General features: G+C 52.7%; 14 protein-coding genes. 8 read left to right on the top strand and 6 right to left on the bottom strand.

The features are described from left to right. Positions 1-12: 12 nt before the first annotated feature. The 6 genes from Q8O73_RS16710 to Q8O73_RS20160 form a co-directional block, all read right to left on the bottom strand. Positions 13-1,230: a pyridoxal phosphate-dependent aminotransferase gene (locus Q8O73_RS16710; RefSeq protein ID WP_305559336.1), complete on the bottom strand. Its 1,218-nt coding sequence runs from the start codon at positions 1,228-1,230 to the stop codon at positions 13-15. A gap of 69 nt (positions 1,231-1,299) precedes the next feature. Beyond that, complete coding sequence (locus tag Q8O73_RS16705) at positions 1,300-2,274, bottom strand: extracellular solute-binding protein (protein WP_305559335.1); 975 nt, start codon at positions 2,272-2,274, stop codon at positions 1,300-1,302. A gap of 14 nt (positions 2,275-2,288) precedes the next feature. Then, positions 2,289-3,929 (bottom strand): iron ABC transporter permease, encoded by a 1,641-nt coding sequence (locus tag Q8O73_RS16700; RefSeq protein WP_305559334.1) that lies wholly within the window; start codon positions 3,927-3,929, stop codon positions 2,289-2,291. Beyond that, positions 3,926-5,005 (bottom strand): ABC transporter ATP-binding protein, encoded by a 1,080-nt coding sequence (locus tag Q8O73_RS16695; protein ID WP_305559333.1) that lies wholly within the window; start codon positions 5,003-5,005, stop codon positions 3,926-3,928. The genes Q8O73_RS16700 and Q8O73_RS16695 overlap by 4 nt, the downstream gene beginning before the upstream one ends. Positions 5,006-5,514: 509 nt before the next feature. Then, positions 5,515-6,015 carry an IS5 family transposase gene (locus Q8O73_RS16690; protein ID WP_305559332.1) on the bottom strand — a complete coding sequence of 167 codons (501 nt, stop codon included), beginning with the start codon at positions 6,013-6,015 and terminating at the stop codon, positions 5,515-5,517. A 121-nt stretch (positions 6,016-6,136) separates the two neighbouring features. Beyond that, positions 6,137-6,262: a transposase gene (locus Q8O73_RS20160; protein WP_371135099.1), complete on the bottom strand. Its 126-nt coding sequence runs from the start codon at positions 6,260-6,262 to the stop codon at positions 6,137-6,139. Between the two features lie 305 nt (positions 6,263-6,567). Between Q8O73_RS20160 and Q8O73_RS16685 the strand changes: the two genes are divergently transcribed. The 8 genes from Q8O73_RS16685 (at position 6,568) to Q8O73_RS16650 (ending at position 15,908) form a co-directional block, all read left to right on the top strand. Next, the gene (locus tag Q8O73_RS16685) at positions 6,568-8,283 is read left to right on the top strand and encodes a PAS domain-containing sensor histidine kinase (protein WP_305559331.1); all 1,716 of its coding nucleotides are present in this window, start codon (positions 6,568-6,570) and stop codon (positions 8,281-8,283) included. Then, positions 8,249-9,637: a sigma-54 dependent transcriptional regulator gene (locus Q8O73_RS16680; RefSeq protein WP_305559330.1), complete on the top strand. Its 1,389-nt coding sequence runs from the start codon at positions 8,249-8,251 to the stop codon at positions 9,635-9,637. The genes Q8O73_RS16685 and Q8O73_RS16680 overlap by 35 nt, the downstream gene beginning before the upstream one ends. Before the next feature lie 242 nt (positions 9,638-9,879). Beyond that, entirely contained in the window at positions 9,880-11,217 is a 1,338-nt protein-coding gene (locus tag Q8O73_RS16675) for an ABC transporter substrate-binding protein (protein ID WP_305559329.1), read from the top strand. Between the two features lie 21 nt (positions 11,218-11,238). Further along, positions 11,239-12,552: an ABC transporter substrate-binding protein gene (locus tag Q8O73_RS16670; RefSeq protein WP_305559328.1), complete on the top strand. Its 1,314-nt coding sequence runs from the start codon at positions 11,239-11,241 to the stop codon at positions 12,550-12,552. A 75-nt stretch (positions 12,553-12,627) separates the two neighbouring features. Then, a complete protein-coding gene (locus tag Q8O73_RS16665) occupies positions 12,628-13,527 on the top strand; it encodes a branched-chain amino acid ABC transporter permease (protein ID WP_305559327.1) in 900 nt (299 codons plus the stop codon). Position 13,528: 1 nt separating this feature from the next. Continuing rightward, complete coding sequence (locus Q8O73_RS16660) at positions 13,529-14,476, top strand: branched-chain amino acid ABC transporter permease (protein WP_305559326.1); 948 nt, start codon at positions 13,529-13,531, stop codon at positions 14,474-14,476. Continuing rightward, positions 14,473-15,249: an ABC transporter ATP-binding protein gene (locus tag Q8O73_RS16655; RefSeq protein ID WP_305559325.1), complete on the top strand. Its 777-nt coding sequence runs from the start codon at positions 14,473-14,475 to the stop codon at positions 15,247-15,249. The genes Q8O73_RS16660 and Q8O73_RS16655 overlap by 4 nt, the downstream gene beginning before the upstream one ends. Further along, positions 15,246-15,908, top strand: a complete 663-nt coding sequence (locus Q8O73_RS16650; RefSeq protein WP_305559324.1) for an ATP-binding cassette domain-containing protein — start codon at positions 15,246-15,248, stop codon at positions 15,906-15,908. The genes Q8O73_RS16655 and Q8O73_RS16650 overlap by 4 nt, the downstream gene beginning before the upstream one ends. Positions 15,909-15,932 lie beyond the last annotated feature (24 nt).

The raw sequence follows: 15,932 nt of genomic DNA, 5'->3' as shown, positions 1-15,932 counted from the left end.
CCTTTTCAGACGTCAACCTGCATAAGCACGGGATAATTTCGCCACAGCGTCACCAATCGCGACGCATGCCTTTTTCAACTCTTCTTCGGAGGAGGCATATGAAATGCGAACAAACCCGTCGGCCAGAAAACCAGACCCCGGGACAACGGCGACCCCGGCTTCTTCCAGCAGGTACATCGCAAAATCCATATCCGTCTCGAGACGTTGTTGTGACGGTGTTACTGATCCAAGAAGCTCCTGACATCCGACAAACACATAGAAGGCACCCTGGGGGGTATCGCATGTCAGACCGGGGATGTTATTGAGCATACCAACAACCAGATCCCGACGCTTTTTGAACGCATCGCGAAAGCCGCCCATGAAGCTTTGGTCTCCATCCAGGGCTTCGATTGCTGCATACTGGGCAATGGAACATGTGTGCGATGTGGACTGGCCTTGAACAGTATTCATAGCCTTGATCAGTTCTGACGGTCCGCCGGCATAACCAACACGCCACCCTGTCATGGCGTAGGATTTGGAGACCCCGTTCACCGTCAATGTACGTGATGCCAAATCAGGCGCAACTTCTACCATCGTGTAGAATTCTGTCTCATCATAAACAAGGTGCTCATAAATATCGTCCGCAAGCACCCATACATCTGGGAAATCACGAAGAACCTCCGCCAGTTTCTCAAGATCCTGACGAGAGTAAACCGCCCCCGTCGGGTTAGACGGGGAATTTAGCATGAGCCATTTTGTTTTCGGTGTAATCGCCGCTCGAAGAGCCCCCGGCTGCATGATAAATCTGTCTTTTACGTCGGTTTCCACAGCAACCGGAACCCCACCAGCCAGCTTCACCATTTCAGGGTAGGAAACCCAGCATGGCGTTGGAAATACGACTTCATCGCCTTCGTCCAGAGAGGCAACAAGTGCGTTATACAAAAGCTGTTTGGCACCACATCCGACAGTTATCTGATCGACCGTGAAGTTAAGGCCGTTTTCGCGTTGGAACTTGCGAATAATCGCCTCGCGAAGCGGTGTAATACCGGCAACTGCTGTGTATTTGGTATGCCCGGCCTCAATGGCTTTGATCGCCGCCCGCGATATATGATCTGGTGTTTTGAAATCCGGCTCACCCTGACTCAGGGTAATGATCGTTTTCCCTTCGGCACGCATCGACGCGGCCAGCGCCGTCATTGCCTTTGTTTGTGAAGGTTTCACTGCCGACAGCTTTGCTGACAGGATGCCCATATTATTGTCCTCTGTATTTAGGAAAAGTGGGAGCCGGATAAACCGGCTCCCGAGTAAAGGGAGAGCTCATCACCCCCGGGCCTTGGCCCAGAGATCCAAAAGCATGTCGCGATCAGCGCCTGCTTTAACTTGATCAACATCAATAATTTTGAGGTCCCCCATTAGCGGCAAACCGCTATTTTTGATCGCTTCGTCCAGATCGTCTCGGGACGGGCGTCTCAGCGTAAGGCCAACCAGTTCTTCCTGCACCCGCTTGGAAAGCAGCAGATCATAAACCCGTTTCGCATCATCCGGGTTCGGCCCATTGGCAATCAGGGCCAAACCTTCCGGTGACAAGAACGTGCCGTCTTTCGGATAAACCAGACTGATTTCTTCTTGCCCACCGGCAACATACCGTTGAACAGCATATTCCATCGTCATGCCGACGGGATATTCACCCTGTGCAACAGCCTTGTATACGCCACTGGTACTGCCTTGCGTTTCCACAATGCTGGCAAGCTGCGTTACGCCTTCTTCGCCATACATTGTGTAAATGCCATACAACTGGGCATAGGCTGAACTGGAGTTGGCAGGATCGGCCATGGTGACCTTGCCTTGCCATTTTACATTCATGATGTCCTGCCAGGTTGCCGGGGCATCTCCCTCAAGAACATCACCATTAATCATCAGAACCATCACATGGGTATTTGTTCCGGTCCATGGATCATCCTTGGCCTGCAAGGCTGGCATCAGACTCTCAACAGCAGGAGACTCATATTGTGCAAACAGGTTCGAAAAGCCAGCCAGTGTTGAAAAACCGCTACTCCAGAAAAGATCGGCAACGGTTGACTCTTTCTCTGCTTCAATGCGGCGTAGCAATGATCCAGAGCCGCCAGCAATAACGTTGACTTTGATGTCCGGCGCCTCTTCGCGGATCACATCAAGGGCCATTGCCACAGAGTCTTCACTGTTCGAGGTATAAAGATTGACGTCGCCAGAAATCGCTTCCCCAGATATCAAAAGAGTAGCTATTGCTGTTAGCCTGAATAACGCGGTTTTCATCATATTCTCCCTGGTTGTTAAGATGAAAAAAGCTTCACTTTCATCACCTTGATGCCAAAGAAGACCGGCACGAGGATGATGAGCATATTGATGACGCCGAATGCAGACGCACGGGCCATCAAGTCACTGCTGATAAGTCGGAAAATCTGGATCGGCAGGGTTTCCTGCCCCGCCTGATAGATCACAACGCTTGCGCTGAGCTCGGCGACAGTCGTCACCCAGGTTAAAATCGCGGCGGCTGCAATCCCCGGCGCCATCAATGGCAACACGACATTAAAAACCGTACGTACCGGAGGAACACCAAGACTGACCGATGCTTCTTCGATGGAATCGGAAATACTGTGCAGGTTTGACGCGGCATTCCGAACACCAAAAGGCAGCCGGCGCAGCATCATTGCCAGAACCATCAGACCCGCGGTTCCCGTCAACACCAGTGGTCCCGAATTAAACCCATGGGCCAACGCAATCCCCAGAACAGTGCCGGAAATGGTCAAAGGCAACAGAAGCAGGTAATCAAGGCTCGTACTTAGAACATTCCGCTTCTTGACCAGAAGGTAGGAAACCAGTGTCGCAAAGATCACACCCAACGCCGAAGCCAGAGAGGCAAACTTCAGGGAGTTGAAAATCACCCCCATATTGAAGTCCCAAATCCGTGCATAGTTGCTCAGCGTAAACTCACCCCAATACATCACCGGACCACGTGAATAGGTAAAGGAGCCAATCAACACGACCAGCGCAGGCAACAAGGACAGAACGATGATCAGGCCGGCACCACCCGATGCAAGAAACGATTTCCAGCCCTTTAGCTTCTTGCGAGGCGGTGTTCGCCCGGCGACCATCTGATAATTGCGCTTGCTGATATACCGCTTTTGCAGGAACAAAACAGCCACCACTAACAGAATCGATACGGTCGCCAAGGTAGACTGCATCGTCGGGTTTCCACCCAACTCACTGATGAAGCTGCGATACGTCATCACAGACAACAGGGGAACACGTTGCCCCAACGTGATCGAAATCGCGAAATTGCCAACAACAAGAGTGAAAACGATCAATCCCGCCGACAGGACCGCAGGCATGATCGCCGGGAAAACAACCTTGAAGTACGTTTTCAAGGGTGTCGTACCCAAGCTCAGCCCAGCTTCTTCGAGATTGTGATCAAACCCTTGCAGGGCCGCCAGGGCCGCGAGGAAAATATGGACGTAAAACGTCAGCGTCATCACGTAAATCAGGCCAAGCCAGCCGTAAAAACGCGGAAATGGAATCCCTATGGCCTTGAACAGGTTGGTAACCAACCCGTTATTGCCCAAAACCATGATCCATGATTGGGCGGAGATGAGCTCTGGAATAATCAAAATGGACAAGGGCAACAAAAAGATAATGCTGCCAAACGGGATCTCGTATCTGGCGACAATGAAAGCCAGAAAGACACCGACCACTGAACAGGTGAATGTTACAGTGACACCAAGCAGGACCGAATTGAACAAGGCTTCAAGGTACTGTCCTTTGGTCAGAAAAATCAGGAATCCGTTAAGTGAGAAGCCCCCGGTCTCCCCAAGAAAACTTCTAAGAAGCACACCGAGAATTGGATATGCCACAAAGACACTCAAGAAGACCAAAGAGACAAGACTCAAAAGCCCCCACGGCAGGAAACGGTTCATCTCGAAGCCTCCGGTACGAAGAGACATTTCTCATTGAACGAGATTGTTACCTCGTCTCCACGGGCAGTCGCATGCCCCGTGGTTTCCCCGAATGTTTCGACATAGACGTCAGCACCATTTTCAAGCACCACGTGAAAACTGGTTCGATACCCTTGGAATTGCAGGGTTTGAATATGGCCGTTCAATTCACCTGCGCCAGCAGGACCGGAGAATTTCCGAATTCCAAGATTCTCGGGACGTGCCACCATTAGATAGCGACCATCGTCTGCCTTGGACATGGTTCGTCCACTAACCCGCGTACCGTTTACTTCATAGGTATCAATGCCGTTTTCTTCTTGCCCCAGATAGCGCGCCGGCAGCAAATTAGCCGACCCAACGAAACTTGAAACATAGGCAGTCTGGGGATTTCGATAGACGTCATCCGGTGCCCCACACTGATCAATACGGCCATCTTTCATGACAGCAATCTGATCAGACATTGCCAGGGCTTCTTCCTGGTCATGGGTCACAAAAATCGTTGTGGTATTGGTCTCAAGTTGAAGCGAGCGGATAACGTCGCGCATCTGCACCCTAAGAGATGCATCAAGGTTGGAAAGAGGCTCATCCATCAGCAAAACCCGCGGCTCAACAATCAGTGCACGCGCCAGCGCCACACGTTGACGCTGGCCGCCACTCATCTCCGCTGGCAATCGATGGCCAAAACCTTCCAGCCCAACTTTTTCCAGATACTCGGGAACTTTGTTTCTGATGTCTCTTTCTGATTTCTTGCGTGCCCGCAATCCATACGCCACGTTGTCAAAGACCGACTTGTCAGGAAACAGCGCGTAATCCTGAAACACCATGCCAATCTCACGAAGGTGCGGTGCCGTATGCGTTACATCTTGCTGACCGAAATGAACTGCCCCGGATGACGGCGACACAAAACCCGCCACCACACGCAAAAGCGTGGTCTTTCCACATCCGCTGGGCCCCAGAAGCGTAAAGAAAGTTCCGTGAGGAATGCTCCGGTTAATATCCTTGAGGACGTCAAAATCCCCATATGATTTCTTGATATTTTTTAAGTTAAGCTCAGTCACTCCCAGCCTCCCAAAGCATGGCTACCACTGCACATCAAATGTGCCCGGCACTCTCATTGGGTAAGGCGCTTCCTCAGGGAGTCATAGCGCAAATCACGAACATAAATGTTAGATTTACTAACATTGCAGATATTAATCCGCGATAAATTTGCGTTTTTATTTCACTCTTGTGAATTTTAAATTACATTCGACTACTTAGCACAGCTCAATCTGCGCAGCAGAACGGAAATATTGTGGCATATCCCCAACTCACGACAAATTTTTCTATGTGCTTACTACCAACTCATATTCACTCAATTGAACGATACGCCGAACTGACACCTAGGTCGGATTGGAAGATTTTCTCAAGGCATAAATGCCGATACGCAAGTTTATCTGAGAAGGATAAATGCGTGAAAAAAGAAAAGCGGCGCAACCGAAGTCACCCGCTTTAAATCTCATGCCGCAGGGTTTCCTCACTCGGGCAAAGGAACTAATCCCGCAACTCACACTACATCTAGGGTCTGGACTCAATTGCACCAACACCTGATTGCGAACAACCGGACCATGTTGAGAAAATTTTCTGCGTGCTTTTCGTATCGGACGGTCAGTCGCCTCATGTCTTTCATGCGACAAAAGAAGCGTTCAACCAGATTGCGTTTGGCATAGAGGTTCGCATCGTGAGGGATCGGGTCTTTGGCATTTGCCTTGGCCGGGATAACAGGCAGAGCTCCTTCATCTTTGATTTCCTGACGGATGCGTCTGCTGCCATAGGCCTTGTCGGCGACAATGGCCAATGGTGGTTTCGACCAGTTCAGGAAGCAGTCGATCCTCTTGCTGTCATGGAGTTGTCCACCACTGATTGCAAGGCGTAATGGACGCCCCAAGGCATCTACAGCGGCGTGAACTTTACTTGTCCTGCCGCCGCGTGAGCGTTCAATACCTTCTGCCAGTTCCCCTTTTTTGACCCGGCCGCTGCGCGGTGAGCCTTCACAATCGAACTGTCGATAAAGACGAGAGCATCCTCGCATTCCGTCGCCAATGCCTCGAATATCTCACGCCAAATGCCACGCTCTCCCCATCGGATATACCGATTATAGACCGTGGCAGGCGGGCCATATCTTCCCGGAAGGTCCCGCCAGAGGCGCCGGTTCACAAAATGTAAAAGATGCCATTGAGAACGGTTCTGTCGTTGCGCCGCTTTGGACCTCGCCCCTCAACCGGAAGCAGCGGGGCGATAATCGTCCATTCTTCATCGCTCAAATCAAATCGTACCATGTGATAACTCCCTTTCCATAAGGGTGAATCACATTTCCAATATCAATTTCAAGCATTCCAATTGGGTTCAGACCCTAGTCCAGATAGATCAGCGGTTTTGATTGATCTACAGAATGAGTATTTTGTCATACGCCTTCGATGATCAGACACCTATCAGCCTTGAACTCCTCCACACCTTTATCTTGCTGATTTCGCGGAAATGCGGCAGAACTTGGACAACAATCAACATGATCGTTGCGTAGTTCCGCATACAGGGGGCGATCATATCCGCGTTTCATTGGTCCCGTGATCAACGCCTAAGTCTTGTGGCCCGATATACGCTTTTATCGGTTGGCGTTGTTGTGTGCGCGCTGATTGCCTTAAGTTTTTTCTATCAGCGTTTTTCCAATGAACTGATTGACCGCCTTACCGGTGAGCGCCTGAGCGCGCAGGTCGCGGCCACATCGAACAAGCTTTCTGCGTTCCTTGATGCCCGCATCTATCAGCTGGTGACACTCTCAAATCATCCCGCATTGCCCGCCTTTATTGACGCACCAAACACCCCGCAGGCTGATGAGGCGCTAACACTTTTGCGGGTTGAGGCAGACACACCTGATTTGTATGGCGTGCTGTTTTTTGACTGGCAGGATAACCTTGACCGTCTGGTCGCCGGGCAGGCCGCGTCCGGCCCACCTTACTGGTCAAAAACCGATTGGGATATTAGCCAGCTTCCACGTGTCACCCACGAAGGGGTCGAGTTTATCGGCCCGAAATTGCCAGAGAATGGCAATTCCGGCTGGATTTTGATGCGCCAGCAAATCCGTGATTCCGGCCTTGGCCAAAACGTTTCGGTTGCCCTGCATGTCCGGCTTTCATCCCTGACGGAGCTTCTGGCGAGTGCCGGGGTTGCCGGCGTGATTGAGCCGTTATTACGAACGCCAGGCGGGGCGGTTCTTGATCCGACCGGCCGCCCGGCCGAGGTCACCGGTGAACTGGTTGAAGGACCAAGCATCCTTCCGGGCTGGAACATTGTCATGAGCGTTCATCCCGGCACCATCTTGCAACCAATTGATGAAACGCGCCTATGGCTTTATGCCACCGCCATTCTGATCATTGCGGTGATTTTGGCCATTTTCTTTGCCCTGTCTCGCAGCCTGCGCCGGCGGGTTGATACCCTTGTCCAAGGGGCAAACAGTCTTGCGTCGGGTGACCTTTACTATCGCCTGCCCGAAGGCCGCAAACGTGACGAGATCAGCACAGTTGCCAAGGCATTCAACACCATGGCCTGGCAGTTAAAGGACCTGATTGATCGCACGGTTCGCGCCGAAAAACTGGCCGTTCTGGGCCAATTTGCCACCGGTGTCGCCCACGAAGTCCGCAATCCGCTTGCCACCATGAAAACAACCGTTCAGGCCCTGACCCGGCGCGAACAGGATGAAGAACGAAAAACGCTTCTGGATGATATGGGCAATCAGATTGACCGGCTTTCGCGCGTGGTCAATGATTTGCTGTCCTATGGACGTCCGGGTGAAGCCGCACCTCAGCCAACCGCGATCCGTGAGCTATTTCGACAAACATCACTGTTACTTGAACCTGTCGCGACAGAGGCACATGTCGGCTTCTTCACCAGTGGTGATTCGCGCCTTAACGTCTTTGTCGATCCCGAACAGATCTTGCAAATTTTGCTTAATCTCGGGATCAATGCGGTGCAGGCCTGTGATGCAGGCGGCACCGTTAGCCTGCGCGCAGAAGACCATGGTGAAGCGGTCGAAATCCGGGTCACGGATGATGGGTGTGGCATTCCACGTGAGCATTTACATGACGTAACCCAGCCATTTTTTACCATGAAAAGCAAAGGTACCGGATTGGGACTGACAATCAGCCAGCAATTGGTTGACGCCAATCACGGTACGATCAATATCGAAAGCGCCCCAAAAGAGGGCACAACGATAATATTGACTTTCCCGGCCGCAAGTCCGGGAAACAGTCGGGAGGAAGTACCAAAAAATGCCCAAGAGGATCAGAATTCTGATCGTCGATGACGAAGAGTCGTTTGTTCGGTCATTAAGTTTTGCGCTCCGCACAGAAGGTATGGACGTCACCGGCGTTCATTCGGGCGAAGACGCATTTCTTGCTGTGCGCAAGGAACAGTTTGATATCATATTGCTCGACCTGCGCCTGCCCGGTGCGGATGGCATGGAAGTGCTTAGCAGCATTCAGAAACTTGATATCAGCATTCCAGTCATTATGATTTCGGCACATGGCGATACCCGGGCCGCCGTACAGGCGGTTAAAAGTGGTGCGGCAGATTATCTCAGCAAGCCATTTGAACTTGATGAGCTGATCCACACCATCAGAACCACGCTTGACCAAAATCAGGTCGCGCTGGAACTTGATTATCATCGTCGTCGTGATGCCATACCAACCAACGGACTGATTGGTGAATGTGAGGCCATGAGCGCCCTTCGCACCACAATTGACCGGGTCGCGCAAAGCAGTGCCAGCCGTATTTTACTTCTTGGTGAATCCGGCACCGGGAAAGCATTGGTCGCACGCGCCATTCACAGCCAAAGCCCGCGCAAGGACCGTGCCTTTGTCGAAGTCAATTGCGCGGCATTGCCCGAACAATTGATTGAATCCGAACTGTTCGGAGCGGAAAAAGGTTCTTATACCGGAGCCCACCAAAAACGGACCGGGCTGGTCCGGCTTGCCGATAGCGGCACCTTGTTCTTGGATGAAATTGGCGAGCTCCCCCTCGCCCTTCAGGCCAAGTTTTTACATTTTCTGGAAAACGGTGATTACCGCCCGGTGGGCGCAGAACGATCTGCGTCGGCGGATGTCCGCGTGATCGCAGCGACCAATCGCGACCTTGCCGAACAGGTTCGGCTTGGTCATTTTCGCGAAGACCTGTTCTATCGCCTGAATGTCATAACCATCGACATTCCCGCCTTACGGGAACGGGGTGAAGATATTCTAGGCCTTGTTTGCTATTTCGCCGACCGGCAAGCACAGGCAGAAGGGTGCCATTCGATCCAGTTTGATGGTGAAACGCAAGGTATATTGCGGGCCCATCCGTGGCGCGGCAATGTGCGCGAGCTTAAAAACCTGATTGAGCGCCTGACAATCCTTTATCCGGGCAAAACAATCGGTACAGATTTACTGCCCGGTGAATTTCACGCTCAAACTGGGCTACATGACCCCATTGACGTCGCTGGACAGAGCAGTTCCACAAACGCCGCCCATCCACAATTACAAGACCGCTTGGATGTGACCGAACGCCATCTTGTCCAAGATGCCCTTGACCAAGCCGACGGGCACAAAGGCCGCGCGGCCGAGATCCTTGGCATTTCACGCCACGCGTTAAAACGCCGCTTGCAACGGCTTGGCTTGCAATAATCACCCCGTTTTGTCGTGTTAACAGCCCCTCTTGAGCGAAAACCGCTCCTGAGGGGTTTTTATTTGGAGCGTCAACCGCTCAACCCGGCGCTCATCTCCATGCCCACATTCTCCTAAAATCCATCCAGAACCGCGCTCTGACTGTCTTCCAGCCAAATCGTCGAAACTGGCACAGCCTTTGCGAAACAGGTCGACAAAGGTACAAACACGAATGGAACAACCATTCGTAGGGAGGATACGTCATGGAGATGCTTAAACGCCCGGTTTCCGGGTGCATCACCATCATTGCAGCAACGTTGGTTCTGTTGGCAGGTAAACCTGCACAGGCCGAACGTTTTGAACTCGGCGCGGCCCCGACAGAGGCGGACGCGGTCGTAGGCTGTTTGTACCCAATGACCGGACGATCTGCGACCTATGGTCGCGACAGCATCGCCGGTATCCAGATTGCACTTGATGATCTTGCAGCAGAAGCGGCAAGCGGGCTACCCGCCCCGAAATTGCGTGTCATCGCCGACGATCCAAGGTCAAAGGCATCCTATGCCGTAAGGCTGGCACAGGATTTTATCACCAATGACAAGGCCCGTTTCTTTTGCGGCATTGTCTCATCTGGTGTCGCCCATGCGGTCAGTGATCTTGCACTACGCGAAAAGATCATCATGGTCGGCACAGATCATGCGTCGTCGCGCCTCAGTATCGAAGCCGGACATAAATATTACTTCCGCGTAACCAATGACAGCTGGACGTCAATGGCCGCCGGTGCCCGGTATTTGCGTGACCTGCAAAAGGAAACCGGCTGGCGAAAGCTTGCCTTTATCGGTCCCGATTACGATTACGGCCATGTGTCTTGGACCGACCTTCAACTCGCACTCGATGAACTCGATGTTGAATATGAAACTGTCAGCGACCTTTGGCCAAAGCTCTATGAGCCGGACTATTCGATTTACATCAATGCACTTCAGTCGGCCAAACCCGATATCGTTGTCACGGCCCTTTGGGGTGGGGATTTCATTGCCTTTATCAAACAGGCTTCAACCACCCGGTTCTTTGAAACCACCCGTTTGGCCAACTTTGATACCGGGGCCAATTACGATGTGATGATGGCGCTGGGCGATCAGCCTTATCCGGGGCTTATCCTGTCGGCACGTCACCATAACAATTGGCCAGAAACCGGACGCAACAAGCGGTTTGTCACCCAGTTCCACGAAATGACCGGACGCTATCCGACCTATGCCGCCGAAGGCGCATATACCGGGATCATGGCGATTGCCCGTGCGATTGAAAAAGCCGGCAGTGCGGACAATGACGAGGCCCTGATCAAGTCGCTTGAAGGCTTGCAACTCGCCCTGCCCGAAGATCCACCGGGCTTTGCATCTTATATCGATCCAGACACTCACCAGATTGTCCAGGCGCAAGCCGTGGGCACGGTCGTCCATAACGAAGATTTTCCACCCTCAAAACTGATGGTGGGGAATTGGGCGATCTACGACGCCGAAGACCTCAAACCGTCACAAGAGATGGTCAAACGCCGCCGCGATGCAGTGGCGGGCGGGTCGGAGGCAGTACCACCGCCAACACCATAGAACTTTCCCAGGGAGGAAAACGTGAAGAATAATAAAGCAACTTTCAGCAAATACCTTGTTTCGAGCGCCGCCGCCCTCGCCCTGACTGCTGGTATAGCATCAGGTGCATCTGCGGCCGAAAACGGTAAATTCCGCGTTGGTATCGTGACATTCTTGTCAGGTGCCGCTGCTGGTCCGTTTGGTGTTCCGTCTGCCAATGCTGCCAAGATACTTGTTGAAGGCCTGAACAAGGGCGAACTTCCGGCCCCTTACGACAAAATGGGCATCAATGGCGTCGAAATCGAAGCTGTGATCATTGACGAAGCCGGTGGTGCGACCAAGCAGGTCGAAGAATACCGCAACCTTGTACAGCGTCAGAAAGTCGACGCGGTTATCGGGTATGTTTCATCGGGTGATTGCCTTGCCGTCGCACCTGTCGCCGAAGAGCTTAAAACCTTCACTATCGCATACGATTGCGGGACCCCGCGCCTGTTTGCTGACAATGCAGGTGCCCAGTATATGTTCCGTACTGGTCTGGATGCATCCGTCGACAACATCGGTGCTGCCCGTTATCTGGTCGCAACCCGCCCGGACGTCACCCGTCTTTCAGGCATCCAACAGAACTATTCCTGGGGCCAGGACAGTTGGGCAGACTTCACCGCAGCGGCTGCGAAACTTCTTCCTGAATCCGAAATCGTCGAAGAACAGTTCCCGAAAATCTATCAGGGCCAATACGGTGCAGAAATCTCTGCCCTGTCGGTTAAACGTCCGGAAATCGTTCACAGCTCTTTCTGGGGTGGTGACATGGAAGCACTTGTCTTGCAGGCAAATGCCCGTGGTCTTCTTGAAGATGCAACCGGTCTTCTGACCTGTGGTGAAGCAAGCTTTGCCACCTATAAGGATCAGGCACCGAATGGCATGATCATTGGCGCACGCGGCCCGTTTGGTGCCTTTGCACCGGACAATGCGCTCAACACCTGGTTCAAGGGTGCCTATAACGCGGCCTATGATCTTGATCCGGTCTATCCGGCCACCAAAATGGCACAGGCGATCCTCGGTCTGAAATTTGCGGCTGAAAATGCCGGTGTTGCCGACAAGGAAATCCCGACGGCAGAACAGCTTGCATCTGGCATCAAGGGTGCAACCTTTGAATCGGTTTCGGGTACCGTCCAAATGGCCCGTGCCAATGGTCATCAGGCGATGCAGGGCATCACATATGGCGAATACCATTACGAAGATGACAAAGCATCCATCGTGAATGCTGTTTCGTTCTCTGGCGAATGCGTTACCCCGCCAGAAGGCGTTTCCGCTGCTGAGTGGATTGCCGAGGGTTTCCCAGGCGCTCAGTGTAACTAGGCGTATTCTTCCTGTGACTGCGGACATCCCCATTGCGGGATGTCCGCCCCTTTTCCTGCACATTGGATATTTGTGATGACAAGTTTTCTTGCCGTCCTGATTGATGGCTCGATCTATGCATCGTGGCTGTTTCTTGTTGCTGCCGGCCTGACCGTTATTTACGGCGTGATGCGCATTCTGAACATGGCGCATGGCAGTTTTTACGCCATTGGTGCCTATTCCGCGGCATCCTTGGTTGGCTGGTATTTCAACAATGGCATTGGTCCCGCATGGATCAGCTATCTTTTACTCGTTGGTGCCGCACTGCTTGCTGGCCTGATTGTTGGTGTGATCGTTGAACGTGGATTGCTGCGCCTGATGTATGGCCGCGATGAAATCCTGATGGTGATCATTACCTATGCACTTCTCCTGATCCTTGAAGACACGATGAAAATCGTTTGGGGGGTCAGCCCGTATTTCGCCTATCAGCCCTATACTGAACTTGGGCGAACGGCGTTCGGATTGCTGAAGGTCTCAAATTACGATCTGGCACTGGTCGGTGTCTCGTGCTTGCTTGGTCTTGGTCTTTGGGCCTGGCTTGAACGCACCAATCAGGGCAAGGTCCTGCGTGCTGTGATCCATGACCGCGAAATCGCGGTTGCCATGGGCGTTAATGTCCGCCTGATGTTCACCATTACTTTTGTCATGGGAACGACCCTTGGTGCACTTGCCGGTGCGTTAACAGCCCCCGCCATTTCAGTTGTACCGGGCATCGGGATCGAAGTGATCGTTCTGGCCTTTGCCGTGGTCGTCATCGGCGGCCTTGGCAGCATCGGCGGTGCAGCTGTTGGTGCCCTTCTTGTCGGACTAAGCCGTGCCGCCGCCGTTCATTATGCCCCGGAATTCGAACTTTTCGTCATTTATGGCGTGATGTCGCTGGTCTTGGCGTTCCGCCCCGAAGGCCTGTTTGGCCGTACCATGGCGAGGAAAATCTGACATGCGTTTTGATAGAACTGAAATCTCGCTTGCGTTGATCGCAATCGCCTGTGTCCTGTTTGGTTTTGTATCACCCGGCTGGCTGATCTTCCTTTTGACCATTGCACTGTCCAAGGCACTTGTTGTGCAGGGTGTGGTCATGCAGATGCGTTCCGGTCTGGTATCATTTGGTCAGGGCCTTTTTTACTGCATCGGCGGTTATACTGTCGGCATGGGCGGGCAATTCTTTGGTATTCATGATGCGATTGCTGCCCTTGCACTGGGCATAGCGGTTGCCATTGTTGTTGCCATGATCCTTGGCCTGCTGTTGACGCGCTATCGCGACATCTTCTTTGCGATGCTGTCACTGGCATTTTCCATGATCCTGTTTGGCATTCTGGTCAAAAGTCAGGAACTGGGCAGCACGGATGGCTTTAACGTTCATAACTGGACAGTGTTTGGCTGGGCCCCGGAAACGGGTGCCGACAGTCAACAAACCGTCTTCACCATGACCATTCTTGCCGGTTTGGTGATCGCAATAATGATCCACCGTTATACCAAGGCCGGTATCGGGGTGATCTGCGAAGCGGTGCGCGAAAACGAAGTCCGGGTCGAATATCTTGGCCTCTCCCCGCGTTGGCTTTTGTATGGCAACTATGTTGCTGCTGCGTCTGTGTCTGCACTTGGTGGTGGCTTAACCGCCCTTGCCACCGGTCACGTTGACCCGGAAATGGCCTATTGGACCACATCGGGAGAGTTCATTTTCATTGCCCTTCTTGGCGGTCTTGGCCATGTCGCAGCACCGTTCATTGCCGCGATCGTCTTCTCTGTCGTTCGGACCTATTCGATCGAATTTGTCCCCAACACTTGGCAAATGATCCTTGGTTTCACCCTGCTTGGCGTCATCGTGTTCCTGCCCAAGGGTCTCTGGAGCCTGGTCTCACGTGAAAAGTCAGGAGAGCGCACATGACCACCATTCTTGAAACCCGTTCCCTGAACAAAGAATTCGGCGCCGTCATTGCGGCAAAGGATCTGGATGTTCAGGTCGCCAAGGGCGAAGTCGTCGGGGTTATCGGTTCCAACGGGGCTGGCAAAACGACCTTCATCAATATGGTCACCGGCTATTTGAAGCCAACGCGTGGTGAAATCCTGTTCAATGGGAAATCAATCCTTGGCCATTCGCCGCGGGCTATTACCCGCGCAGGAATGGCACGGTCATTTCAAGTAGCACAATTGTTTCCTGAAATGTCGGTAATTGATAATCTTATCGTTGCGCTTGCCGCCGCCGAAAGCCCGCGCCCGAGCTTCCTAAGCCCGCTTCGCAGCGATGCCCGCATCGCACGGGCTGAGGAAATCTTGGTCGAATTCGGCATTGAAAACTACCGCCATTCAAAGGTCACGGCTGTCCCGCAGGGGGTCCGTAAACTGGTTGATATCGCCATGGCCCTGATCGGCAATCCGCAGATGCTTCTGCTTGATGAACCGACCAGCGGCGTCAGCATGGATGAGAAAACCGGGCTTATGGATACGGTGATGAATGCGGTTCGACAACATGGCGTAACCGTTCTGTTCGTTGAACACGATATGGATGTTGTCGAACGCTATGTCTCACGCGTGTTGGCCTTTTACAGCGGTGAAATCATTGCTGATGGCAAACCGGCTGCTGTTCTTGCCGATGAACGGGTCCGTGATCTTGTAACGGGCCATCGGCATACTCATAAAAAAGGGAATGGCGCATCATGACCTTGGAAATCAAGAACCTGAATGTTTCGATCGGCAATATTCCGATCCTGCGCGACGTCTCGCTGTCGGTCCCATCGGGTCAGATGTTTGGTCTTATTGGCCATAATGGTGCGGGTAAAACCACATTGATGCGTGCCATCATGGGCCTGCTTGAGATTGATGGCGGCGACGTCAGTTTCGATGGCAAAGATCTTCGTAAGATGGCCGATCATGCACGCGCAAAGAACGGCATCAGCTATATGCCCGAAGACCGTCGTTTGATCCCATCCCTGACGGTTGAAGAAAACATCCTCATGCCCGCATGGACCAATGGCATTACAGATGCCAAGGAACGGCTTGAATGGGTTTATGACCTGCTGCCTGAAATTGCCCAGTTCCGGCAACGCCGTGCCTTGCAACTATCTGGCGGGCAACAAAAACTGGTGTCGCTTGGCCGTGCTTTGATGCCCGGCCGGAACCTGTTGCTGCTTGATGAGCCGTTCGAAGGTGTCGCACCTGTTTTGTCGCGCCGCCTGTCCGAAGTCATCGCCAATCTCGGCAGCAGTGGTCTTTGTGTCCTGATTTCCGAATCAGATGACAGTCATTCTTCCGATCTGGTCACAGGCAGCTACCGCATTGAACGCGGCACAGTTCACGCCGCCGACATGCAGTCCGCATAAACCGACCCGCCAAAGACGAGGTTT

The sequence above is a fragment of the Thalassospira sp. genome (assembly GCF_030690045.1).
In the GTDB taxonomy this organism is placed as follows: Bacteria; Pseudomonadota; Alphaproteobacteria; order Rhodospirillales; family Thalassospiraceae; genus Thalassospira.
This window is presented reverse-complemented; position numbering and strand designations above follow the sequence as displayed.

Bases quoted from the DNA above. Each gene is read 5' to 3' on its own strand.
- Q8O73_RS16675 (WP_305559329.1), top strand. From the start codon at position 9,880: ATGGAGATGCTTAAACGCCCGGTTTCCGGGTGCATCACCATCATTGCA.
- Q8O73_RS16660 (WP_305559326.1), top strand. From the start codon at position 13,529: ATGCGTTTTGATAGAACTGAAATCTCGCTTGCGTTGATCGCAATCGCC.
- Q8O73_RS16690 (WP_305559332.1), bottom strand. From the start codon at position 6,015: ATGCGAGGATGCTCTCGTCTTTATCGACAGTTCGATTGTGAAGGCTCA.
- Q8O73_RS16710 (WP_305559336.1), bottom strand. From the start codon at position 1,230: ATGGGCATCCTGTCAGCAAAGCTGTCGGCAGTGAAACCTTCACAAACA.
- Q8O73_RS20160 (WP_371135099.1), bottom strand. From the start codon at position 6,262: ATGGTACGATTTGATTTGAGCGATGAAGAATGGACGATTATCGCCCCG.
- Q8O73_RS16655 (WP_305559325.1), top strand. From the start codon at position 14,473: ATGACCACCATTCTTGAAACCCGTTCCCTGAACAAAGAATTCGGCGCC.
- Q8O73_RS16705 (WP_305559335.1), bottom strand. From the start codon at position 2,274: ATGATGAAAACCGCGTTATTCAGGCTAACAGCAATAGCTACTCTTTTG.
- Q8O73_RS16665 (WP_305559327.1), top strand. From the start codon at position 12,628: ATGACAAGTTTTCTTGCCGTCCTGATTGATGGCTCGATCTATGCATCG.
- Q8O73_RS16700 (WP_305559334.1), bottom strand. From the start codon at position 3,929: ATGAACCGTTTCCTGCCGTGGGGGCTTTTGAGTCTTGTCTCTTTGGTC.
- Q8O73_RS16650 (WP_305559324.1), top strand. From the start codon at position 15,246: ATGACCTTGGAAATCAAGAACCTGAATGTTTCGATCGGCAATATTCCG.
- Q8O73_RS16680 (WP_305559330.1), top strand. From the start codon at position 8,249: ATGCCCAAGAGGATCAGAATTCTGATCGTCGATGACGAAGAGTCGTTT.